This is a genomic window from Streptomyces sp. NPDC058872, assembly GCF_042743065.1.
Lineage (GTDB): Bacteria > Actinomycetota > Actinomycetes > Streptomycetales > Streptomycetaceae > Streptomyces.
Window position 1 is genome coordinate 1 of the sequence record NZ_JBHYMK010000048.1, and the last position, 21,157, is coordinate 21,157.

Annotated in this window: 22 protein-coding genes; 5 read left to right on the forward strand and 17 right to left on the reverse strand. The window is 72.9% G+C overall.

All coding sequences use genetic code 11. The features are described from left to right. Positions 1-137: 137 nt before the first annotated feature. Positions 138-650, reverse strand: a complete 513-nt coding sequence (locus ACFW22_RS26275) for a GNAT family N-acetyltransferase (RefSeq protein WP_386409005.1) — start codon at positions 648-650, stop codon at positions 138-140. A gap of 52 nt (positions 651-702) precedes the next feature. Here ACFW22_RS26275 and ACFW22_RS26280 point away from each other — a divergent pair, with 52 nt between their 5' ends. Then, complete coding sequence (locus tag ACFW22_RS26280) at positions 703-1,035, forward strand: 5-carboxymethyl-2-hydroxymuconate Delta-isomerase (protein ID WP_386409007.1); 333 nt, start codon at positions 703-705, stop codon at positions 1,033-1,035. Here the strand turns inward: ACFW22_RS26280 and ACFW22_RS26285 are convergent. After that, positions 1,020-1,745, reverse strand: a complete 726-nt coding sequence (locus ACFW22_RS26285) for a TetR/AcrR family transcriptional regulator (RefSeq protein ID WP_386409009.1) — start codon at positions 1,743-1,745, stop codon at positions 1,020-1,022. The genes ACFW22_RS26280 and ACFW22_RS26285 overlap by 16 nt on opposite strands. A gap of 37 nt (positions 1,746-1,782) precedes the next feature. Between ACFW22_RS26285 and ACFW22_RS26290 the strand changes: the two genes are divergently transcribed. Next, positions 1,783-2,205 carry a hypothetical protein gene (locus tag ACFW22_RS26290; RefSeq protein ID WP_386409011.1) on the forward strand — a complete coding sequence of 141 codons (423 nt, stop codon included), beginning with the start codon at positions 1,783-1,785 and terminating at the stop codon, positions 2,203-2,205. A gap of 3 nt (positions 2,206-2,208) precedes the next feature. On the opposite strand, the gene ACFW22_RS26295 is transcribed toward ACFW22_RS26290, so the two are convergent. From ACFW22_RS26295 to ACFW22_RS26330, 8 genes are all read right to left on the reverse strand, one after another. Then, a complete protein-coding gene (locus tag ACFW22_RS26295) occupies positions 2,209-3,261 on the reverse strand; it encodes a PDR/VanB family oxidoreductase (RefSeq protein WP_386409013.1) in 1,053 nt (350 codons plus the stop codon). Beyond that, the gene (locus tag ACFW22_RS26300; protein WP_386409015.1) at positions 3,261-4,145 is read right to left on the reverse strand and encodes a metal-dependent hydrolase; all 885 of its coding nucleotides are present in this window, start codon (positions 4,143-4,145) and stop codon (positions 3,261-3,263) included. The genes ACFW22_RS26295 and ACFW22_RS26300 overlap by 1 nt, the downstream gene beginning before the upstream one ends. A gap of 65 nt (positions 4,146-4,210) precedes the next feature. Beyond that, positions 4,211-6,310: a hypothetical protein gene (locus ACFW22_RS26305; protein WP_386409017.1), complete on the reverse strand. Its 2,100-nt coding sequence runs from the start codon at positions 6,308-6,310 to the stop codon at positions 4,211-4,213. Positions 6,311-6,452: 142 nt separating this feature from the next. Next, the gene (locus tag ACFW22_RS26310) at positions 6,453-7,253 is read right to left on the reverse strand and encodes a tyrosine-protein phosphatase (protein WP_386409019.1); all 801 of its coding nucleotides are present in this window, start codon (positions 7,251-7,253) and stop codon (positions 6,453-6,455) included. Between the two features lie 124 nt (positions 7,254-7,377). Then, positions 7,378-8,376, reverse strand: coding sequence for an NAD-dependent epimerase/dehydratase family protein (locus tag ACFW22_RS26315; protein ID WP_386409021.1), 999 nt, complete (start codon positions 8,374-8,376; stop codon positions 7,378-7,380). Positions 8,377-8,605: 229 nt separating this feature from the next. After that, entirely contained in the window at positions 8,606-9,637 is a 1,032-nt protein-coding gene (gene glnII, locus ACFW22_RS26320) for a glutamine synthetase (protein ID WP_386409023.1), read from the reverse strand. A gap of 156 nt (positions 9,638-9,793) precedes the next feature. Beyond that, positions 9,794-11,017, reverse strand: a complete 1,224-nt coding sequence (locus ACFW22_RS26325; RefSeq protein WP_386409025.1) for a hypothetical protein — start codon at positions 11,015-11,017, stop codon at positions 9,794-9,796. Then, positions 11,014-12,396, reverse strand: a complete 1,383-nt coding sequence (locus tag ACFW22_RS26330) for a hypothetical protein (RefSeq protein WP_386409027.1) — start codon at positions 12,394-12,396, stop codon at positions 11,014-11,016. The genes ACFW22_RS26325 and ACFW22_RS26330 overlap by 4 nt, the downstream gene beginning before the upstream one ends. 239 nt (positions 12,397-12,635) lie before the next feature. On the opposite strand from ACFW22_RS26330, the gene ACFW22_RS26335 reads away from it, so the two are divergent. Further along, the gene (locus ACFW22_RS26335) at positions 12,636-13,538 is read left to right on the forward strand and encodes a Gfo/Idh/MocA family protein (RefSeq protein WP_386409029.1); all 903 of its coding nucleotides are present in this window, start codon (positions 12,636-12,638) and stop codon (positions 13,536-13,538) included. Between the two features lie 111 nt (positions 13,539-13,649). On the opposite strand, the gene ACFW22_RS26340 is transcribed toward ACFW22_RS26335, so the two are convergent. After that, positions 13,650-14,009: an ArsC/Spx/MgsR family protein gene (locus ACFW22_RS26340; RefSeq protein ID WP_386409031.1), complete on the reverse strand. Its 360-nt coding sequence runs from the start codon at positions 14,007-14,009 to the stop codon at positions 13,650-13,652. A 147-nt stretch (positions 14,010-14,156) separates the two neighbouring features. Between ACFW22_RS26340 and ACFW22_RS26345 the strand changes: the two genes are divergently transcribed. Beyond that, positions 14,157-14,432, forward strand: a complete 276-nt coding sequence (locus tag ACFW22_RS26345) for a hypothetical protein (protein WP_384882539.1) — start codon at positions 14,157-14,159, stop codon at positions 14,430-14,432. 193 nt (positions 14,433-14,625) lie between these two features. On the opposite strand, the gene ACFW22_RS26350 is transcribed toward ACFW22_RS26345, so the two are convergent. Both ACFW22_RS26350 and glnA read right to left on the reverse strand, forming a co-directional pair. After that, on the reverse strand, positions 14,626-15,207 hold the full coding sequence (locus tag ACFW22_RS26350; protein WP_386409034.1) for a DUF4352 domain-containing protein: 582 nt from the start codon (positions 15,205-15,207) through the stop codon (positions 14,626-14,628). A 330-nt stretch (positions 15,208-15,537) separates the two neighbouring features. Further along, entirely contained in the window at positions 15,538-16,962 is a 1,425-nt protein-coding gene (gene glnA, locus ACFW22_RS26355; protein WP_386409036.1) for a type I glutamate--ammonia ligase, read from the reverse strand. A gap of 221 nt (positions 16,963-17,183) precedes the next feature. Here glnA and ACFW22_RS26360 point away from each other — a divergent pair, with 221 nt between their 5' ends. Beyond that, positions 17,184-17,651, forward strand: coding sequence for an RDD family protein (locus ACFW22_RS26360; RefSeq protein WP_386409038.1), 468 nt, complete (start codon positions 17,184-17,186; stop codon positions 17,649-17,651). A gap of 116 nt (positions 17,652-17,767) precedes the next feature. On the opposite strand, the gene ACFW22_RS26365 is transcribed toward ACFW22_RS26360, so the two are convergent. From ACFW22_RS26365 to lipB, 4 genes are all read right to left on the reverse strand, one after another. Next, positions 17,768-18,472: a DUF4191 domain-containing protein gene (locus ACFW22_RS26365; RefSeq protein ID WP_386409040.1), complete on the reverse strand. Its 705-nt coding sequence runs from the start codon at positions 18,470-18,472 to the stop codon at positions 17,768-17,770. A gap of 10 nt (positions 18,473-18,482) precedes the next feature. Beyond that, positions 18,483-18,698 (reverse strand): hypothetical protein, encoded by a 216-nt coding sequence (locus ACFW22_RS26370; protein WP_384884908.1) that lies wholly within the window; start codon positions 18,696-18,698, stop codon positions 18,483-18,485. A gap of 379 nt (positions 18,699-19,077) precedes the next feature. Beyond that, complete coding sequence (gene lipA, locus ACFW22_RS26375) at positions 19,078-20,031, reverse strand: lipoyl synthase (RefSeq protein ID WP_384884910.1); 954 nt, start codon at positions 20,029-20,031, stop codon at positions 19,078-19,080. Between the two features lie 102 nt (positions 20,032-20,133). Then, positions 20,134-20,943, reverse strand: a complete 810-nt coding sequence (gene lipB / locus ACFW22_RS26380) for a lipoyl(octanoyl) transferase LipB (protein WP_386409043.1) — start codon at positions 20,941-20,943, stop codon at positions 20,134-20,136. Positions 20,944-21,157: the final 214 nt, after the last annotated feature.

A 21,157-nucleotide genomic window follows, 5' to 3' on the forward strand; every position in this document is an offset into this window, starting at 1 on the left:
GGGGGGACGCGCGGGCCGCGGCCCCGGCCCGGGGGCCGGCCGGGTGGGGGGCGGTGTCCCCGGGGTACACCGGACCTGCGGCCCGGGGGCGGGGCCGGCGGCCGGGCCCCGGGGCCCGCGCCGCGCTGCGGCACCCGTCACGCCAGGTCCTTCTCTATCGGCTGCACCGCGTACCGCCGGCCGTCGGCCCCGACCTTCTCCCGGGGCGGGCCGACGGCCGTGTACCCCGCCTCCTCGTAATAGGTCTCCAGACGCCGGTTGTGCGCCTCGCAGTCCAGCCGGGCCAAGGACCGGCCCGAGGCGGCGATCCGGCCCTCCGCGTGGGCGAGGAGGGCCCGTCCCGCACCGGCGGGCGCCGCCCCCCGGTCGGTCATCAGCCGGTGCACGTACCCCGCCACCGGCGGTTGCGGCCCCCAGACCTCCCGGTCCTCCCACCACAGCTCGTACGCGCCGACCGCTCGGCTCCCGTGCACGGCCAGCCACACCTCACCCGCGGCGATCCGCTCCCGGAAGTGCGCGGGCCCCTTGGCCCCGGGCCTCCACTGGTCGATCCCGTTCCGCACCATCCAGTGCGCGGCCCCGTCGAACAACCCCGCCAAGAGGTCCAGATCGTGTTCGCCCGCTCGCCGGAAGGTCACTTGTGCGTCCATGGCCCCCACCGTAAGGGTGTGGCCAGACAGCCCCCTCACCAGGAGTGACCCCATGCCGCAGATCACCGTCGACTACTCCGCGCCCCTCGACCGGCGCGGCTTCGCGCTGGCCCTGCACCCGCTCGTCGCGGAGACCGTCGACGCCGCGGTCGAGGACTGCAAGACCCGCTTCCGCGAGGTCGAAGAGACGGTCGTCGGGGACGGCGGGACCGTCGCCGCGAGCGTGCACGTCGAGGTCGCCCTGCTGCCAGGCCGTACGGAGGGGGCCAAGGCCCGGCTCGCGGAGGCCGTGCTCGACCTGTTGCCCCGACACCTCAAGGCGACGGACGGAGTCCTCCTCTTCGTCGAGGTGCGCGACCTGGAGGCGTCCTACCGCAAGCGCTGATCGGGCACGACGGGCGCCGCGGACGGGAGCAGCGCGGCGAGCCGGGCCATCAGGTCCCCGAAGGGGCCGTCGGCCGGCTCGTCCGCGAGGATCCGGACCAGGACCTCCGCCATCTCCGCGTCGTGCGCGGCGCTCACCGCAGCCAGCGCCGCGAAGTCGTGCACCAGCTGCAACTCCAGCTCGGCGCGCGGGACCCGGCGCCCGTCCAACCAGAGCAGCGCCGTCGATTCGGCGAGCGACACCCAGGAGCGGACGACCAGTTCGAGCCGCGCGGTGGGCGCCTCGACCTCCAGGTGCGCCAGGATCTGCTCGTACGCCGCCTGTCGGACCTCGTCGATCATGGCGTTGGTCGTGGAGGAGCCCACCGCGGGACCGCCGCGCATCAGCGCCGAGAAACCTGGCCCGTGCTCGTCCACGAAGTCGAAGAAGCGGCTCATCACCCGCAGCAGCCGGGCCCCGAGCGGCCCGCTCGGCGGTTCCACGAACCGGGCCGCCAGTTCGTCCGCCGCCCGCCGCAGCGCCGCCTCGTAGAGGCTCTGCTTGCCGGGGAAGTAGTGGTAGACCAGTGGTCGCGAGATCCCCGCGGCCGCGGCGATCTCGTCGATCGACACCTCGTCGGGAGAGCGGCTGCTGAAGAGTTCGAGGGCCACCCCGATCAACTGCTGCTTGCGCTCCTCGACGCCCATCCTGCGGCGCACCCCGGTCGTCATGCCAACAGCCTAACGGTGTCCGTTACGCTCCTGCCCCATGAGCGCTTCCGACCAGGACACCCCGACGGCAGACGCACCGGAGGCCGACGGGGTCGGCGGGACCCGAGGGGACCGCGGGGCCGGTGCCGCCCCGAAGGCCCCCGGAACCCCCGAACCACCCCTGTCCTCCGAGGAGTCGGAGGTCCCCGACGGGGTCCGGGGGGAGGGGCTCACGCCGAAGCAGGCGCGGCGCCTGCGGGTCGCCGCCGCGTCCGTGCTCCTGGTCGCCCTCGCCGTGGTGCTCGTGGTGCGGCGCGCGAGCCGCACGTCCGTCCTCGTCGTCGGCGTCTACGGCCTCGCCATGATCCTCTGCGGCATCGTGATCGAACTCTCCCGCAACGGCCGCACCCGCCTCGGCACCTGGCTCCTGGCCGGCGGTCTGCTGACCGCGCTGGCCCTGGACTGGTTGGTGCTGCCCTGATCCCTAGAGGTCGAGGACGAGTCGCTTCCCGGCGCAGCGCGAGACGCAGATCAGCATCGAGTCGTTCCGCTCGGCTTCGGTGAGGAGCTCGTCCCGGTGGTCGACCTCGCCCTCCAGGACCCGCTGTTGGCAGGTCCCGCAGAAGCCCTGCTGGCAGGAGTACGTGAGGTCGGGCAGTTCCCGGCGCACCGCCGCCAGCAGCGATTGATCGGCCGCCACCGTCAAGGTGCGTCCGGTGCGCCGCAGTTCGACCTCGAAGGCGGTGCCGCCCGCGGTGGTGGCGGCCGTGAAGCGCTCCAGGCGCGCCGTCCTGCCGTCCGGCATCCCCGCGCTCACCGCCTCCATGAGGCCCTCGGGTCCGCAGCAGTACACGGCGGTCTCCGGGGCCAGCCGTGCGAGGAAACCGAGGTCGGGGCGGCCGGACTCGTCCTCGGCCACCACGGTGACCCGGTCGCCGCCCCACTCCTCGACCTCGGTCAGGTAGGGCATGGTGGTTCGGGTGCGCCCGCAGTACAGCAGCCGCCAGTCCGCTCCCGCCGCCTCGGCGGCGCGCAGCATCGGGAGGACCGGTGTGATGCCGATGCCGCCGGCGACGAAGACGTACGCGGGGGAGTCGACGAGCGGGAAGCGGTTGCGGGGGCCCCGGAATTCGATCTCCATGCCCTCCCGGAGCCGTTCGTGCACCTCGCGCGAGCCGCCCCGACCGTCCTCGACGAGCCGCGTCGCCACCGTGTAGGCACGGGCGTCGGCCGGATCGCCGCAGAGCGAGTACTGCCGGACGAGGCCCGACGGCAGGACGAGGTCGACGTGGGCGCCCGGCTGCCAGGAGGGCAGCCCGTCGCCCTCCAGGCGCAGTTCGACGACGCCCTCGGCGGGGGTGGTGCGTCCGGTCACCCGGACCTTGCGCGGGACGGTGCTGCCCCGGCCGTACCCCGACACGGGTTCGTCGAGCGAGGGCATCGGCCACAGCGGGGCCGTGGACATGCGGCTGCGGACGGCGCGACGGGCGAGCAGCGCGGCTCCGGCGACGAGCGCGACCGTGGTGAACCGGGGCATCAGCGTCCTCCGTTGGCGCCGGGGGAGGCCGCCAGATAGGCCATGGCCTGGGCGGTGTCGCCCTCCTGGGTGGGGTGGTAGGAGCGGCTGAGGTAGCGGGGGACCGAGCGCAGCATCGCCGGGGTGGAGGGCAGCAGGCCCTGGCGGCCCTTGCGGACGAAGTCCGCGAAGGAGGCCTTCGGGTCGAGCAGGGAGGGGTCGTTCTCCATGAAGAAGCGGATGCCCCGCTGCCAGAGGAAGACCAGGGTGGAGAAGGCGAGCGCCCAGGTGCGGGCGCGGCGCCGGTAGCCGCCGTCGAGGTGCATGAAGAGGTCGAAGGCGACGGCCCGGTGCTCGACCTCTTCCGCGCCGTGCCAGCGCAGCAGGTCCAGCATGGTCGGGTCGGCGCCGACCCGGTCGAGTGCCTCGGCGTTGAGGACCCAGTCGCCCAGGAAGGCGGTGTAGTGCTCGATGGCGGCGATCAGGGCGACCCGTTCCCTCAGCCACCAGCGGCGCGGGCGACCGGGCGGCAGGGTCCGGTCCCCGAGGAGCTTTTCGAAGAACCAGTCGATCTGCGCGGTGTACGGAGTGGGGTCGAGTCCCTGTTTCCGCAGGTGCGGGAGGACGTCGTCGTGGGCCTGGGAGTGGATGGCCTCCTGGCCGATGAAGCCGATGACGTCCTCGCGCAGCCGGTCGTCGGTGATGTGCGGCAGCGCCTGCTTGTAGACGTGCACGAACCAGCGCTCGCCGGCCGGCAGGAGCAGGTGCAGCACGTTGATGGTGTGGGTGGTGAAGGGGTCGCCCGGTACCCAGTGGAGCGGTGTCCCCTCCCAGTCGAAGGAGACCTTGCGGGCCTTGAGTTCGACGTGCTCCGACGCCACCGGTGCAGGCTGCGTATTAGACATGACGTCAATGTACTGAGGGGTAGGGCGCTGGCAACAGATCCGTGCGGCGTCTTTTTGGCCCCTCTTCAGCGCGGGGCGGTCCAGTGCGTCCCGTCCCGCAGCGTCCCCGCCAGGTCCGCCCGCGCGCCCGCCTCCGTCGGCACCGCCAGCAACGGGCCGCGCCCCCTGGCCTCCACCCCGCCCGAGACCCGCAGGGACACGAAGTCCTTGCTACCCGCCGCCAGGACGAACCAGTCGCCGCCCGGCGCCCGCCACAACACGCCGGCGAGCATCCGGGGGTTGCGCACCCCGCAGGCCGACGACCCCTCCGCGCTGGCCGCCAGCGCGGCCGGAACCTCCGGCGACGGAACGAGGAACTGGGCCAGGACCCGGCTGCCGGTGCCCCGCCAGGTCTCCGCACGGGTGCACAGCCAGGTTCCGCTCCCGGCGCCCTCCGGGAGCGGCTGCTCCGCGAACCGCCATGCGTTCACCGAACGCACCCCGCGCGCCCGCACCGCGGTCAGCTGGCACGCCGTCCGCGCCCAGGCCTCCCGCGCCTCGCGCCCCGTCGCATCCGCCGGAGAGGTCGGCGCCCCCCACAACAGCCGCGCGGGCGCCAACTCGCCGAGGTCGGTGAGCAGTCGGACCCCCGAACCGTCCTGCACCCGAAGGGCGTTCCAGCGGGTGCAAGCGCCCGAGGAAGCGGGGCCCGGCACGGGATCGGTCACCCCGGTGGCGTTCCGTTGCAGCGGGCGCGGGTCCTTCGTCGGCGAGAGGAGGTCCCGTACGGCCGTCTCCCGCACCCAGGGGGCCGTCAGATAGCGCACGTTGCCCGCCGCGCGGGACACGACCAGCGCCGCCGAACCGACCGCGTCGGCCCCGTCCGTCCGCGCGAAGTCCAGGGCGGCCCCGGCCGTCCCTTCGACCGGCTCCGCGTACCGCACGGCCCGCAGCCCGTCGTGGAAGAGCACCACCCGCATCCCGTCGACCCGGTCCGCGAACAGCAGTTGGGGCGGCCCCATGGGCGGCCCGACGGGCGTCCCCGGCGTCGCGGACGCGTGCACGGAGGCGCCGGGCCGCGCCCACACGGCGAGCGCCCGCCGCAGGAGTTCGCCGTCCCCGGCCAGCCCGCCGCGCGCCGGCCAGGCGGAGAAGTCCCGCCGGGTCGCCCCGGGCCACACCGAGGGTCCCACCCGCTTGACCGCAGCGGGGTCGAGGGCGGCTTCGGCGGCGGGGTTGCGGGCGTACGAAGGGGCGGCAGCACCGTTTCTGCCCCAGCCGTCCCCGGGGAGCCCGAGCAGCGTTCCGCACACGACGAGCGCGGTGACGGCGACGAGCGCGGCCCTCGCGTGCTGGCGCCGGCGCATCAGATCGGTCGGCCGGGCCTGGAGCGCGCAGGGGTCGAACTCGTCCGACTCCAGCAGCGTGGCGCCGCTGGCGCCCCGGGGGAGGGTCGGCCCCCCGGGGACACCCTCCGTCGGTCCGCCCGGCCCCCCGGAAGGGGCCGCCACCCCCTCCGACTCCTCGGTTCCCCCGTTGCGGCCGGCCCGCTCACCGCTCGGGCCGGGAACGGGCCGCCCGCCGGCCCCGGCCGTGGCGTCCGCCCCCGCCGCCGCGCCGGGTTCCTCCAGCGCGTCCGCCTCCGCCAGTGCCGCCGCCGGGTCCTCGACGCCGGCTGCGGCCAGCACGCGCAGGACCTCCGGATCGCCCTGGCGCTCCAGGCCGCGGAGCACGTACGCCGCACGGCCCGGCCCGGAGAGCCGGGACAACTTCTGGTCCAGGGCGAGTTCATCGGCGCCGCCCACCCGCGGGAAGAGCCGGAGCCCCCACACGTGCGGCAGCAGCGGCGGGAACTGGGCCCGCTGCGGCAGCGCGAGCCGCCGGAGCGGAAGGCCGGCCACCAGGGCTTGTCGGAGCACCTCGACCCGCACGTACGCATAGCCGGGATCGACCGCGTCCTCGGCCTGCCGGGGCCCGGGCACGGCAGGGCCGGGAACCCGTCGGCGCGGCAGTGACCGCTGGACGAGCGCGTGTGCGGTCAGCACCCGGCGGTTGCGGCCGAGGGTCGGCGGGAGGACGAGATAGGCGATGCGGACGAACCGTGCATAGCTCTCGACGAGCGCGGCCTCGGCCTGCTCGACGTCGACGGGGCCCACGGGTGCGGGACGGAGATCCTGGGTGCTCACGTTCAGCAGAACGAGCGATTCTTCTGATGGTCACCCCGGTTCCGGTCGTGGTGCTTCCCGGGCCGTCCCGTCCGCCCCGCCGGACCCCCGCCGGGTCCGGACCGCCCCGTCGCGTCCTCCCGCCGGGGCCCGACCACGGAGCTCAGGCCGCGGTGACCGTCAGCCGTTCCCGGATCAGCTCCGTCACCCCGTCCGGGACGCCGAGTCCCTCCCGCACGTACTTCTCCATCGACCCGTGCCGCACCTCCACCTCATCGAGCGCCGCGTCCAGGTACTCCGGCAGCACCCCGATCAGTTCGAGCGCGAGCTCGGGATCGCCGCCCTGGGCCGTGAACCCCTCGATCATCGGCGCGAACGCCCAGCGCACCGCCGGGTTGACCGACAGGTACTCGGCCCGCACCGTCGCCTCGTCCGCACCGAGCAACGACAGGACGACCGTGGCCGCCCAGCCGGTCCGGTCCTTGCCCGCGGAGCAGTGGAAGAGCAGCGGCCCCGCGCCCGGAGCGCCCAGCTCGCCGAGCAGGGCGCGGTAGGAGGCACGGGCCGCATCACCGGAGACGAAGGTCCGGTAGGTCCGGGCGAAGGCCGCGCGGACCCGGCCCCCGCTCAAGTGTTCCTCGGCGAGCGCCGGGTCGGCGAGCAGGGCCTTCAGACGGGCGGCGGGCGGGAGCCCGCTGCCCGCCAGGTAGTCGGCGAGGACGTCCGCGACCAGCAGCCGGGCGCCGGCGGGGAGCCGGTCGGGCCGCTCGCCGCGCTCGACCCCGGTCCGGAGGTCGACGACGGTCCGGATGCCGAGGCCGGCGATCACCGGCTCGGCGGGGTCGAGCCGGTCGAGCTGCGCGGAGCGGAGCACGAGCCCCGGCCGGACCGAGCGCCCGTCACCGAGGGGCAGGCCGCCGAGATCGCGGAGGTTGGCGACGGAGGCGGCGGGGATGGCGGGCATGGCGTCGGTTTCCTCCGGTTCGTGCGCGTTCCTGTCGACCGTAAGGGATCGACCGACTCCCGGCGGGTCCGCGCCCCTGCGCCGCTCCGGGAGACTTCCGCGCGGGAGCCGCCCCGACCGCCCCTCACCCCTCCGCGAGCGCCGCCAGGACCTCTGCCTCCCGCTCCGGGGCGAGCCCGACCCCCGGGCGGTCAGCACGGTGGGGGGCGACCCCGCCGAGCGACTCCAGCCAGCTCCAGGTGTCGGCCACCGTCTCCCCGACCGGTCGGCACCGCAGCCCGGTGGCGAGCGCCCGCGAGACGTCGGCGGTGTACAGGGCGTCGAACATCTCCCCCGGCGGCAACCACACGGGCAGCTCCGTCCAGGGCGCCGCGCCGGCGGCGAGGACCGCCTCCGGCGGAGCCCAGTGCAGCACGGCCTCGGAACCGGTCACCCGCACGCAGGCGTCGAGCAGCCCGCCCATGGTGGTGTGCCCGGGCGGCGAGACCAGGTTGTACGGTCCCGAGAGCCCGGCCGCCGCCGCGTCCAGCGTCCACGCGGCCAGGTCGCGGACGTCCACGTACTGGAGCGGCAGGGTCCGCGGCCCCGGTGCCAGAACGGCCCCGCCCCGTGCGATCCGTCCCAGCCACCAGGGAAGCCGGCCCACGTTCTCGTACGGACCGAGGATCAGGCCCGCCCGCACGAGCAGCGCGCCCTCGGGACCGAAGGCCGCGGTGGCGGCGAGCTCCCCGCCCCGCTTGGCTTCCCCGTACGGCACCTCCCCGTCGTCCGGGGAACCCTCGACCAGCGGACCGTCCTCCGCGAGTCCGGCGGCGGGCGGCCAGGCGTACACGGAGCGGCTCGACACGTACGCGTACCGGCCGGCCCGGTCCGCCAGCAGCCGGGCCGCGTCCCGCACCGCCGAGGGCGCCGCCGACCAGGTATCCACGACGACGTCCCAGGAGCCGGTGGAGAGGGCGGCGAGCCCCCCCGCCGCGGTGCGGTCCCCGGTCAGCACCCGGACGCCCGCCGGGGGCGCGTGGGTGCCGCGGTGGAAGACCGTCACCTCCCAGCCCCGGTCGACGGCCGCCTCGGCGATCGCGCGGCCGACGAACTCCGTTCCTCCGAGCATCAGTAGCTTCATGGCCCGAGCCTGCCCGCCCGGTGTGCGGGAGGCCAGGGAGTTCTGCTCCCGGAGGATTCCGCCGGCGGCGGAACGCCGCGGCCACGGTGCCCGCCGCCCGGGCCGGACGCGGGGAGCCCACCGACCGTCTCCCCGTGCTGACCGCGGTCCCCGTGCGCCACGACGAAGGGGCGCCCACCGCGTGCAGCGGTGGGCGCCCCTCCGGGAAGAGGTGCCGAAGCGACCGGGATCAGACCTGGCCGGCCTTCTCCAGGGCCTCGCAGCAGGTGTCCACGATGAGGCGGGTCACCACGTACGGGTCCACGTTCGCGTTCGGGCGGCGGTCCTCGATGTAGCCCTTCTGGTCCTGCTCGACCTGCCACGGGATGCGGACCGAGGCGCCGCGGTCCGAGACGCCGTAGGAGTACTCGTCCCACGGGGCGGTCTCGTGCAGACCGGTCAGGCGCTCGTCGATGCCGGCACCGTAGTTCTTGACGTGGTCGAGCGGCTTCGAACCCTGGCCGAGCGACTCGCACGCGGTGATGATCGCGTCGTAGCCCTCGCGCATCGCCTTGGTGGAGAAGTTGGTGTGCGCGCCCGCGCCGTTCCAGTCGCCCTTCACCGGCTTCGGCTCGAGCGTCGCGGAGACGTTGAAGTCCTCGGCCGTGCGGTAGAGCAGCCAGCGGGCCACCCACAGCTGGTCCGCGACCTCGAGCGGAGCCAGCGGGCCGACCTGGAACTCCCACTGGCCGGGCATGACCTCGGCGTTGATGCCGGAGATGCCGAGACCGGCCTTGAGGCAGTTCTCCAGGTGCGCCTCGACGACCGGGCGGCCGTGGATCTCGTCCGCGCCGACACCGCAGTAGTAGCCGCCCTGCGGGGCCGGGAAGCCGCCCGCCGGGAAGCCGAGCGGACGGGCGCCGTCGAAGAAGGTGTACTCCTGCTCGATGCCGAAGATCGACTCCTGGGCGGCGTACCGGGTGGCGACCTCGGCCAGCGCGGCGCGGGTGTTGGAGGAGTGCGGGGTCATGTCCGTGTTGAGGACCTCGCACAGCACCAGGATGTCGTTGCCGCCGCGGATCGGGTCCGGGCAGGAGAAGACCGGCTTCAGGACGCGGTCCGAGGCGTGGCCTTCGGCCTGGTTGGTGCTGGAACCGTCGAAGCCCCAGATCGGCAGCTCGTCGAAGGCGAGGGACTCACCGGCGATGATCTTCGTCTTCGAGCGAAGCTTCGCGGTCGGCTCGGTGCCGTCGATCCAGATGTACTCAGCCTTGAAGGTCACGGGTCTCATCCTTTGGCGTGCTGCTGCGGGGTTCCGCCTCGGCTCGCGGCACTGCGAGGAGCTGCGGTCTCTGCGCTGACTGCGCGGTTTCTGTTCGACCGCAGCTTCGCAACACGGGATTTCCCGTCGGTTGCTCGTTTGTGAACCCCGTGTTACTCAGCCTTCCTGCACGTCCCGCGACCGCCGTGCGACCCCGTGGGCGTCGAGGAGCGCCCCGAGGCCCGCCCCCCTCACCCGCCGGAGCAGCTCGGTGTACGAGGTCCCGAGCGCCTCCGCGGTCCGCCCGAGGTGCCAGTCGCACCCCGCGAGCCGCTGCAGCAGGTACCCCTTCCGGATCTGGTTCTCGGAGAGCCGGAAGGTCTTCAGGTAGGCGGCCCGTCCCTTCCCGTCGGTGATCACCTCACCGATGTGCTGCTCCCGCCCGTTCCGCTCGAACGGCGGAAGGAAACGGTACAGCTCGAACGGGCCCGCCCGCCGGACCCGCTCGAAGGCGTACGGCGTCTCCCTCAGGTCCCGCGCCATCATCCCGTCGTGTGCCGCCGCCCAGGCCCGCTCCTGCTCCCGGGCCGCCGCCCGCAGGTCCGCGAGGTCGCGGATGCCGCCGGCCCCGTCCCGGATCCGTGCCGTGAACTCCGGAACCGGGGCACCGTAGTGCGCGTACTGGTGCACCAGCTCCCCGAAGAGGTCCTCCACCAGTGTCGGATGCAGCAACCGGTAGTCCTCCGGGTGCGGCACCACGAAGGCCGCGGCCAGCGCGTCGGCCACGTACAGCAGCAGCCCGCACTGCCCCGGGTGCAGCTCGAAGACCCGCAGCGCCTCCGCCAGCCCGGGCACCGCCCACCCCGCGTACGCCGCCTCGGCCCGCGGTGACAGGCCCCGTCGCACCGCCTCCCGGGACATGTCGTCCCAGGCCACCGACGGCCCGCCGAAGTGCAGTGCCAAGTACCCTTCCAGGGACAGGTGCAGGGGGAGGAACCGCAGCCGCCGTTCGACCCGGCCGTCGGCGCCCCGCTGCCGCCGGGCCATCCGGAAGGGCCGGCGCACCGGCACCAGGTCGGGCATCGCGACGGGCGCGCTCCTGCGCGCGTCCCCGCCACCCGACCGTTCTTCCCCGTCCGTCGCCCCGCTCCCGATCCGGGTGCCGTACACCGCGGCCTCCGCCCCCGTCCCCGTCCAGTCGGCGACGAAGCCGTGCGGCACGTACGAGGTGTACGCGGCGCGCCCGTGGAGGTCGACCCGGGTCTCCCCCCAGCCCTCGTAGACCTCCCGGTGCAGCCGCAGCCCCGGCACCGGCTCGGCCCGCACCAGCGGCACGAGCCGCACCGCGCCCCACACCTGGGAGGGCCGCACGTCGAGCCCGGTCAGATCGATCCGGCTCATCGTTCCGCCCCCTTCAGGAACCGTTCCACCCGCCGGTCCAGATAGGCCCGCAACTCGGTGAAGCCCGTCCGCCCCTCGGCGAACTGCGCGATCTCCACCAGGGCCGCCAGGTCCTCCGCGTCCCTGATGCCGGCGGTGGGCACGCTCGGCGCGAGCCGCCGCACGTCGAAGCCCTCGGCGTCGTATACGGGGTTCAGATGCACCACGCTCGTCCTCCGGTCCCGGTCCAGGCGGGACCGCCAGACCCGCAGCACCTCGCCCGCGAGGCCCGGAGGGGCGTTGTCCCAACCGTCCGAAACGATCACCAGGCGCTCGGGACCGCCCTCCAGGGCGTCCAGGACCCGCAGGCCGAGGGGGGTCGGCCCGAAGGGGCGGACGAGCAGGGCGTCGCTCCCGCCCGAGGTCCACAAGGGGGTGTACGCCCCGGGGGCCGCCAGCGCCTCCAACAGGAAGTGGCAAGCGAGCGCCACGGCCAGCGGCCGGCGCCGCTTCACCGCCGAGCCGGAGGAGGAGAAGCTGTCGTCGAGGACGGCCGCCACCCGCCCCCAACTCCCGGCGTACGGGCCCGCCGCGCGCCGGGCCGCAGCCCGCAGCGCGTCGGTCAGCTCCGCCCGCCGCGCCACCCGTTCCCCGAACGGGAGCGCCAGCACGTACAGCGCGAGCCGGGTGAGCGGCATCACCGACAGATCGGCCGCCCGGTCCGTGCGCAGCCGCTCCAGGCGCGTCATCCGCGGCGCGATCCGCTCCAGGAACACCGCGCGGGGCACCCCGTGCCGCGCGGCGAACCCCTCGGCGACGGTGAACGGCAACTCGTACAGCGCCCCCTGCTCGTAGTGCGCCCGGCGGTGGGCGTCGAGCAAGGGGCTCCGGTAGCGGACCCGGCGCCCCGGCGAGAAGAGGAAGTCCCCGGTCTCGGGGTCGGGCAGCCGCCCGTGGACGTGCCGCAGGGCGGTCTTCAACCCGCTGCGGTACTTCACCGCGTCCAACGCCGGATCGGGACGGTTCCCGAGCCACTCGCGCACGATCGCCCTGGTCCGGCGGTTGTTGACCCCGGCGGTGCGCAGCGCCCCGAACAGGCGGTACGCCCGCTGCGGGGGCAGCAGCGCGAGACGCGCGGCGATCAGCCGGCCCTCGCCCGGCTCCGCCTCCCCGGGAGTGCGGAGCAGTTGCTCGATGACGAGTGCGGCGTTGTGGTCGTTGATGTCGAGTGCGAGGGCGGCGGCGTACACGGGCCGGTAGTTGACGCGCACGTACGCGTGGAGGAAGGCGAGCGAGAAGTGCTGCTCGGCGGCGGAGGAGCGGAACTCCCGCTGGCCGGTGGAGGTCACGGCCGCGTTCACGAAGAGCAGGACGTCCTCGGCGGCGACGAGTTCGGACATGCGGCCCTTGCCTTTCCGGTCCGGGTGCCGGCCGGGGAAGGAGGGCGCGAACAGCGAAGACGTTGCTTCAGAGGCAGGTTCCGGAAGTCGCACCGGAGTCCCGCGGCCGGCACGGGAACGCTAGCACCGGCCCGGGGGATGCCCGCCAGTGGGTTTCGGGGCCCCGAACCGTCCGCGCGGGTCCCGCGGGGAGGAGGGGCGGCCGGTCGCGACCCGCCCCCGGCCGGCAGACTGGGGGCATGGCGAAGCACCTGGGGGCGAAGCCCCGCATCGGACTCCTCGGCACCGGCCCCTGGGCGGCCCGGACGCACGCGCCCGCGCTGGCCGGACACCCGGGCATCACGTTCAGCGGGGTGTGGGGCAGGCGCGCCGAGGCGGCGACCGAGCTCGCCCGGGCCTCGGGCACGCGTGCGTACGCAGACGTGGAGGCCCTGTTCGAGGCGAGCGACGCCGTGGCCCTGGCGCTCCCGCCCGACGTCCAGGCGCCGCTCGCGGTCCGGGCGGCGGCGGCCGGCTGCCACGTCCTGCTCGACAAGCCGGTCGCCACCACGGTGGAACTCGCCCGTGAGGTGACCGGTGCGGTGGCGGCGGCGGGGGTCGCCTCGGTGGTCTTCTGCACGTTGCGGTTCGCGGAGCCGACGGCGCGCTGGATCGACGAACGGGCCGCGGCGGGCGGCTGGTTCCTCGGCGAGGCCCACTGGTTGGGTTCCCTCTACGGTCCGGGATCCGCCAGCGCGTACGCGGCTTCGCCCTGGCGGAAGGAGAAGGGCGGCCTGTGGGACGTCGGCCCGCACGTCCTCTCCGTCTATCTGCCGGTCCTCGGTGACGTCACCGAGGTCACCGCCGTTCCGGGCCCGGACGACACCCGCCATCTGGTGCTGCGCCACGCTTCGGGAGCGAGCAGCACGGCCACGCTCACCCTGAGCGCACCCCCGGAGGCGGCCGGGGCGACCCTCAGCCTGTACGGCACCCGGGGCCGGGCCGACCTGCCCCGCTGGAACGGCGCGGTGGAGGCCTTCGCCGCTGCCGTGGACGCGCTCGTCACCGCAGCCCGCACGGGCGAGCCGCATGCCTGTGACGCCCGTTTCGGCCTGCGCCTCACGGAGGTCCTCACCGAGGCGGAGCGCCGTGCGGGCGCGTGACGGAAACACCGGGCGGCCGCCGGTCCTCCGGGAACCGTGGGGGCGGCGGCGCGGCCCCTCCGGGAGGCGACCCGCCCGGTTCCCCGACCGCCCCGCGCCCCGGGCCCCCGGTCAGCGGGACAGTGCGTCCCGCACGGCCTCCTCGGTCCTCCCGATCACGGCGGTGCCGTCCTCCGCCGTGATGAGGGGCCGCTGGATCAGCTCGGGGTGCTCGGACAGCGCTTCGATCCACCGCTCCCGGGCCGCCGCGTCCCGGGGCCACTCCTTCACCCCGAGCTCCTTGGCCGCGGCCTCCTGGGTGCGCGTGATGTCCCAGGGTTCGAGTGCGAGCCGCTTGAGGACCTCCCGGATCTCCTCGGGCGTCGGCACGTCCTCCAGGTAGCGCCGCACCGTGTAGTCGGCGCCCTCCGCGTCGAGCAGGGTGAGGGCGCTGCGACACTTGGAACAGGCGGGATTGATCCAGATCTCCATGGCCCCACGGTACCTGCCGTGCCCCTCCTCAACACCACCCAAACCCGTTCTGGCCAGGGGCGATTGTCAGTGCGGGGCCCTAAAATGGAGGGTGAAGGTGAGGGTCCCGGGGAGGGCCCGCACCCACCGTTCGCCAGGAGGTAGCCCATGGCTCTTGCCGTGATCCGGACGCCGTCCATCGAACCCTGGAAGCCGCTCCGGAAGAAGCCGCTCCCCGCGGGACGGCCCCGCGAGTGGTACGTGTCGCACAACCGCCGTCTGAAGGCCATGCGCCTCGCGATCGCCCTCCTCGACGCCGGCGTCTACGTCCCGTCGAAGGCCACGAACGCGACGATACGCAGCACGGCCGACCACATCGGCATCCACCCGCCCTCCGACGCCACCTGCCGCATGGTCCGCACCCTGATCCGTCACGGTCGCTGACCCCGGACTCCGCACGGTTCCGCCACCACACGGCGCGGGGGCGTCATCCCGGAAGCACCGGGGTGGCGCCTCCCGCCCTGGCGCGTCCGGTCCGCAGCCGGAGGCCGAAGCCGGGCGCGAAGCCAGAGGGCCATCGCCCCACCTGCAGGAACGTCCTCATCGGGAGGGGGCGGACGGGCCGGCCAGAGGGCCCCTACTTCACCGCCCACTGCCCGGTGTGGTCCGCGAACCCGGAGTTCATCGTGAACTGTATCGAGGCGATCTTCGATGTCTTCGGCACTTCGAACACGATCCAGCCGAGGGCCTTCTCGCCCTTCGGGAGCTTCACCGCGGACGCCATCGAGGGGCCGGCCGTGATGTCACCGAAGGTGGACGTGAACCGCTGGCCTTCGGTGTCGGCGACCTGGGCGCCGTTGCTCGGGCTGTCGTCGTAGACGGCGGTGCCGGTGTTGACGAGCTCGAACTGGGCGGCGACCCAGCGCATGCCGTCCTGCGGCTCCGTGAACTCGTCCTTGGACTCGGCGGGGTCGGCCCACTTCTTCAGCGTCGCCGCGAGTTGTTCGCCGTCCTCGATGCCCTTGAGGGTGAGGGTGTCGCCGATGGACGCCTCCTTCCCGGCGGCCTCCTCCTCCGGGGCGCCGGCGGTCGTGGCGGAGGCGGCGGGAGCGGTGGGCCTCTTGGCCGGAGTGGTGGTGAGGTCACCGGTGCTGACGCAGGCGGTGAGGGTGGTGGCGAGTGCGGCGGTGGCTACGAGGCTGCTGATCTTGATGCGCATCCGGTCAGTGTGTCGAATCCGTGCGTGGCCCGCGGAGGGAGTGATCATGCCGTGACATGGGCGAAGGCCCGCTGACGGGCGTGCCGTGATGCGCCGTCGCGTGCGGGCGCGGCCGGACGTACGTGCGGAGCGGGGTGCCCGGGTCGACGCGGCTCCTGCGGGATGCCGGGCGCCGTCGCCGGTCGCGTCGGGGCGGACGCGGAAGGGGTCCGGCGCCGTCTTCACCGAAGCGTGGCGAAGACGGCGCCGGACCCCTTGCGCATTGCGGACTCCGTGCGGAGCGGGGGAGCGTCGGAGCGACGGACCCCCGGCTCGCGGAGCGGGTGGGGCTTAGAGGTCGAAGTAGAGCTCGAACTCGTGCGGGTGCGGGCGCAGCTGGATCGGGGCGATCTCGTTGGTGCGCTTGTAGTCGATCCAGGTCTCGATCAGGTCCGAGGTGAAGACGCCGCCGGCCTGCAGGTACTCGTTGTCCCCCTCCAGGGCGGAGAGGACGGCCTCCAGGTTGGTCGGGACCTGCGGCACGTTGGCGTGCTCCTCCGGAGCCAGCTCGTACAGGTCCTTGTCGATCGGCTCCATCGGCTCGATCTTGTTCTTGATGCCGTCGAGGCCGGCGAGGAGCAGCGCCGAGAAGGCGAGGTACGGGTTCGAGGACGGGTCCGGCGCGCGGAACTCGACGCGCTTGGCCTTCGGGTTCGAGCCCGTGATCGGGATGCGCATGGCGGCGGAGCGGTTGCGCTGCGAGTACACCATGTTGACCGGGGCCTCGAAGCCCGGGACCAGGCGGTGGTACGAGTTCACCGTCGGGTTGGTGAAGGCGAGCAGCGACGGGGCGTGCTTGAGGATGCCGCCGATGTAGTAGCGGGCGGTGTCCGAGAGGCCGGCGTAGCCCGCCTCGTCGTAGAACAGCGGGTCGCCGTTGGACCACAGCGACTGGTGGACGTGCATGCCCGAGCCGTTGTCACCGAAGATCGGCTTCGGCATGAAGGTCGCGGTCTTGCCGTTGCGCCAGGCGACGTTCTTCACGATGTACTTGAAGAGCATCAGGTCGTCGGCCGCGGCGAGCAGCGTGTTGAACTTGTAGTTGATCTCGGCCTGGCCGGCGGTGCCGACCTCGTGGTGCTGGCGCTCGACCTGGAGGCCGACGTTCTCCAGCTCCAGGGAGATCTCGGAGCGCAGGTCGGCGAAGTGGTCGACCGGCGGGGCCGGGAAGTAGCCGCCCTTGTAGCGGACCTTGTAGCCCCGGTTGTTCTCCTCCGCACCGGTGTTCCAGGCGCCGGCCTCGGAGTCGATGTGGTAGAAGCCCTGGTTCGCCGAGGTCTCGAAGCGCACCGAGTCGAAGACGTAGAACTCGGCCTCGGGACCGAAGTAGGCGGTGTCGGCGATGCCGGTGGAGGCGAGGTACGCCTCGGCCTTCTTCGCGATGTTCCGCGGGTCACGGCTGTACTGCTCGCCCGTGATCGGGTCGTGGATGAAGAAGTTGATGTTCAGCGTCTTGTCGCGGCGGAAGGGGTCCACCCGGGCCGTCGACAGGTCGGGGCGGAGCGCCATGTCGGACTCGTGGATGGCCTGGAAGCCGCGGATCGACGAGCCGTCGAAGGCGAGCTCCTCCGCCGGGTCGAAAGCCGTCGCCGGGATCGTGAAGTGCTGCATCACACCCGGAAGGTCGCAGAACCGGACGTCGACCATCTTGACGTCGTTGTCCTTGATGAACTTCTGGACCTCGTCGGCGTTCTGGAACCCGTTGTTCTGGGACATCCAACTCCTCCTACTCCCGGCCCGGGGAGGGGCGGGGTTGCAGCTCGGTCGTGCGGCCAGTGCGGTGGCACACGCTGGACCCGACCATAGGCAGACGGGATTTCTCAAGCGTGACCCATTTGTTTCGTCGAAGTTAACCGGGGTGGGTGCGGGCGTCCTCGCCGAGCCCGTATTCCCACCCGGGCCGAAGTGATCAAAAACGGGCGCAGTACGGTGGTCGGGTGGACAACAGGCAAGCACTCGGATCTTGGCTCTCCGGCCCCCGCGCGGCGGCCGAGGACGCCGGCGTCGACTTCGGTTACCGCGGTCAGCAGCTCGGATTGCCCGAGGAGGGTCCCGGCTCGATCGCCCGCCCCGGCCGGCGCCTCGGCGCCCTCGCCCTCGATTGGGCCCTCTGCCTGCTGATCGCATACGGCTTGATCACCGACGGCTACAACCAGGCGACGGGCAACTGGGCGCTGGTCATCCTGTTCGTGCTGGGCGTCCTGACGGTCGGCACCGTCGGCTCGACCCCGGGCAAGCGGATCTTCGGCCTGCGGGTGGTCTCCGTCAACGGAGGCCGTCTGGCCCCGTTCCGCGCCGCGCTCCGCTCCCTGCTGGTCTGCCTGGCGATCCCCGCCCTGATCTGGGACCGCGACGGCCGCGGTCTCCACGACCGCCTCTCCGGTGCCGTGCAGATCCGGATCTGAGCGGCGCGGGACACCGGTTCGAGGACCGCGTCGAGGACTGCGGGGCGGTCGGATCCAGAATGCCGGAAGGGCTCCGGACCGTGTGGTCCGGAGCCCTTCCGTTCGAGTGGGTGTCGTCAGCGCATCTTTCCGCCGCGCGGCATCCGCATGCCCTTGGGCATCGGACCCTTCGGCAGCGGCATGTTGCTCATCAGGTCGCCCATCGCGCGCAGCCGGTCGTTGGCGATGGTGACCTGCGGGCCGGTGAGCACCCGGGGCATCTTGAGCATGGTCGTGCGGACCTTCTTCAGCGGCACCTGGCCCTCGCCGTCGCCGACGATGATGTCGTGCACCGGCACGTCCACCACGACGCGGCTCATCCGCTTCTTCTCGGCCGCGAGCAGCGTCTTGACCCGGTTCGGGTTGCCCTCGGCCACCAGTACGATGCCGGCCCGGCCGACCGCGCGGTGCACGACGTCCTGGTTCCGGTTCATCGCGACCGCGGGGGTCGTCGTCCAGCCCCGCCCGACGTTCTGCAGCACTGCGGCCGCCGCGCCCGGCTGGCCCTCCATCTGCCCGAAGGCCGCGCTCTCGGCGCGTCGTCCGAAGACGATGGCCGCCGCCAGGAGGCCCAGGACGAAGCCCAGGATGCCCAGGTAGACCGGATGACCGATGAGGAAGCCGATCGCGAGGAGGACACCGAGTACGCCGATGCCCACGCCCGCGACGACCAGGCCGACCTTGGGGTCCGCCTTCCGGGTCATCTGGTACGTGAGGGCGATCTGCTTCAGTCGCCCGGGGTTCGCAGCGTCAGCGCTGCCCGTGTTTGCCTTCCTCGCCATGTCCTGAAGTTTACGTGGCTCGGGAAGCCCGCCCCGACGCGACCTCCATCACGTGTTCGGCCTCGACCCGGTCCTTGGCGCGACGGCGGTCCTCCAGCACGGAGTTCCAGGCGTTGCGCCGGGCGGTGCGCTGTCCGGCGCCCAGGAGCAGTGCCTCCACGGCCTTCAGGGCGTCGGTGACGGACGGGATCGCGGTGACGCGGACGTGCGTCGATGCGGCCGGCATGTCGGGGTCCTCCCTCGATTGCGGGTGAGACGAGGCGGGGGGTGAGCGGGTGGTGGCGGTGGGTGAAACCAGGCTCACAGATCGGTGTTACCAGGGCGTGACCCGGTGGTCAAACACTGATGAAACGTTGATGCGGCCGGTCGGGCGCACGGGCGAACGACAGTGCGGCCCGCACGTCCCCGCTGAGCTGCGGGGTCGTGCGGACCGCATGAAATCCAGCCACTACTGGCGAGTAACTACTTGTGCGAAGATTCACACGCTGGTGTCGCTGGTCGACCTCGGAAGCGACCGGGCCCGCCGCCCGGGGTTCTCGGTCGCGCTGCGGTTCGCCACCGCTGCGGGCGCGTGCCCGTCCTCGTTCCTCGGACGGACCCGCACCCTACGCTCCGGCTCGACTGCGCCGCTCCATGGCCTGCTGGTAGAGGCGTCCCGCGCGGTAAGAGGAGCGGACCAGGGGGCCCGACATCACGCCGGAGAAGCCGATCTCGTCGGCCTCCTCCTTCAGCTCCACGAACTCCTGCGGCTTCACCCAGCGCTCCACCGGGTGGTGGCGCACCGAGGGGCGCAGGTACTGGGTGATCGTGATGAGCTCGCAGCCGGCGTCGTGCAGCTGCTGGAGCGCCTCGCTGATCTCCTCGCGGGTCTCGCCCATGCCGAGGATCAGGTTCGACTTCGTGACCAGACCGTAGTCGCGGGCCCGCGTGATGACGTCGAGGGAGCGCTCGTACCGGAAGCCGGGACGGATCCGCTTGAAGATCCGCGGCACCGTCTCCACGTTGTGCGCGAAGACCTCGGGGCGGGAGTCGAAGACCTCCTCCAGGAGCTCCGGCACCGCGTTGAAGTCGGGCGCCAGCAGCTCGACCTTCGTCCGGCCGTCGGCGCGCCCCTCCGTCTGCTGGTGGATCTGGCGCACCGTCTCCGCGTACAGCCAGGCGCCGCCGTCCTCCAGGTCGTCGCGCGCGACGCCCGTGATGGTGGCGTAGTTCAGGTCCATGGTGACGACCGACTCGCCCACGCGGCGCGGCTCGTCGCGGTCCAGCGCCTCGGGCTTGCCCGTGTCGATCTGGCAGAAGTCGCAGCGCCGGGTGCACTGGTCGCCGCCGATGAGGAAGGTGGCCTCCCGGTCCTCCCAGCACTCGAAGATGTTGGGACAGCCCGCCTCCTGGCAGACCGTGTGCAGCCCCTCGCTCTTCACGAGGCCCTGCATCTTCGTGTACTCGGGCCCCATCTTCGCGCGGGTCTTGATCCACTCGGGCTTGCGCTCGATGGGGGTCTGGGCGTTCCGGACCTCCAGGCGCAGCATCTTGCGTCCGTCGGGTGCGACTGCGGACACATCGGCTCCTGTAGCTTCGATTCTTCGGCGCACACCAGGGTACGCCCGTTGCTTCCCATGCCTTGACGCTCTGACCAACCCATGGCCAGAGCTCGGCATTCCTCAGGCGGAAGCCGGCTCCGCGGCCCGCTCCACCTCGCGCGGCTTGAGCTCCGCGTTCTCCAGGACGTCCCGCAGGTGCTCCTCCACGACCGGGAGCACCTCCTCGATCGAGAGGTCCCGCCCCAGCTCGTTGGCGAGCGAGGTCACGCCCGCGTCGCGGATGCCACACGGGATGATCCGGTCGAACCAGGCGTTGTCCGGGTTCACGTTGAGGGCGAAGCCGTGCATGGTGACGCCCTTGGCGACCCGGATGCCGATCGCGGCGAGCTTCCGGTCCTCGCGGCGCTGGCCCGCGTTCGACGGCGCGTACTCCGGGCCGTTCAGGCGGGGGTCGAACTCCTCGTCGTTCAGGCGGGGGTCGAAGTCCAGCGACAGGCCGCCGAGGGAGGGGCGCTGCTCCACCGGGTCTCCGAGCACCCACACCCCGCTGCGCCCCTCGATCCGCGTCGTCGCCACGCCGAACTCGGCGGCCGTGCGGATCAGGGCCTCCTCCAGGCGGCGCACGTGCGCGACGACGTCCACCGGACGGGGCAGCTTCATGATCGGATAGCCGACCAGCTGGCCGGGGCCGTGCCAGGTGATCTTGCCGCCCCGGTCGACGTCCACCACCGGCGTCCCGTCCAGCGGGCGCTCGTTCTCCTGGGTGCGCCGCCCGGCCGTGTAGACCGGAGGGTGTTCCAGCAGCAGACAGGTGTCGTCGATCTCGTCGGCGAACCGCGCGGCGTGCACCTCGCGCTGCTCGTCCCAGGCCACCTGGTAGTCGACGGCTTCCGCGCCGAACCCAAGGCGGACGAATCGCAGCTCACTCACGGCCATGCCTCCTCCTGGGTGCCGCGCACCGGGGACCGGGGATCATCCCGGGCCGGCTCGGCACCATGCGTCATTCGCGCCCATGCCACTGTACGGCGGTGTCGCGGACGTCCCTCGGGCAGGTGACCGGAGGCACATGCGTCAGCGATGCCATCAATCCTCACACGATCGGATGAATGTGGGGCGAAGGTGGCGGTACGGGCCGCGAGGACCG

Excerpts from the sequence above, each read along its gene's own strand:
- ACFW22_RS26330 (WP_386409027.1), bottom strand. The coding sequence starts at position 12,396 with ATGTCCGAACTCGTCGCCGCCGAGGACGTCCTGCTCTTCGTGAACGCG.
- ACFW22_RS26350 (WP_386409034.1), bottom strand. The coding sequence starts at position 15,207 with ATGCGCATCAAGATCAGCAGCCTCGTAGCCACCGCCGCACTCGCCACC.
- glnA (WP_386409036.1), bottom strand. The coding sequence starts at position 16,962 with ATGTCCCAGAACAACGGGTTCCAGAACGCCGACGAGGTCCAGAAGTTC.
- ACFW22_RS26370 (WP_384884908.1), bottom strand. The coding sequence starts at position 18,698 with ATGCCGGCCGCATCGACGCACGTCCGCGTCACCGCGATCCCGTCCGTC.
- ACFW22_RS26340 (WP_386409031.1), bottom strand. The coding sequence starts at position 14,009 with ATGGAGATCTGGATCAATCCCGCCTGTTCCAAGTGTCGCAGCGCCCTC.
- ACFW22_RS26335 (WP_386409029.1), top strand. The coding sequence starts at position 12,636 with ATGGCGAAGCACCTGGGGGCGAAGCCCCGCATCGGACTCCTCGGCACC.
- ACFW22_RS26295 (WP_386409013.1), bottom strand. The coding sequence starts at position 3,261 with ATGCCCCGGTTCACCACGGTCGCGCTCGTCGCCGGAGCCGCGCTGCTC.
- ACFW22_RS26290 (WP_386409011.1), top strand. The coding sequence starts at position 1,783 with ATGAGCGCTTCCGACCAGGACACCCCGACGGCAGACGCACCGGAGGCC.
- ACFW22_RS26345 (WP_384882539.1), top strand. The coding sequence starts at position 14,157 with ATGGCTCTTGCCGTGATCCGGACGCCGTCCATCGAACCCTGGAAGCCG.
- ACFW22_RS26285 (WP_386409009.1), bottom strand. The coding sequence starts at position 1,745 with ATGACGACCGGGGTGCGCCGCAGGATGGGCGTCGAGGAGCGCAAGCAG.
- ACFW22_RS26315 (WP_386409021.1), bottom strand. The coding sequence starts at position 8,376 with ATGAAGCTACTGATGCTCGGAGGAACGGAGTTCGTCGGCCGCGCGATC.
- ACFW22_RS26280 (WP_386409007.1), top strand. The coding sequence starts at position 703 with ATGCCGCAGATCACCGTCGACTACTCCGCGCCCCTCGACCGGCGCGGC.
- ACFW22_RS26325 (WP_386409025.1), bottom strand. The coding sequence starts at position 11,017 with ATGAGCCGGATCGATCTGACCGGGCTCGACGTGCGGCCCTCCCAGGTG.
- ACFW22_RS26275 (WP_386409005.1), bottom strand. The coding sequence starts at position 650 with ATGGACGCACAAGTGACCTTCCGGCGAGCGGGCGAACACGATCTGGAC.
- ACFW22_RS26300 (WP_386409015.1), bottom strand. The coding sequence starts at position 4,145 with ATGTCTAATACGCAGCCTGCACCGGTGGCGTCGGAGCACGTCGAACTC.
- ACFW22_RS26310 (WP_386409019.1), bottom strand. The coding sequence starts at position 7,253 with ATGCCCGCCATCCCCGCCGCCTCCGTCGCCAACCTCCGCGATCTCGGC.
- ACFW22_RS26365 (WP_386409040.1), bottom strand. The coding sequence starts at position 18,472 with ATGGCGAGGAAGGCAAACACGGGCAGCGCTGACGCTGCGAACCCCGGG.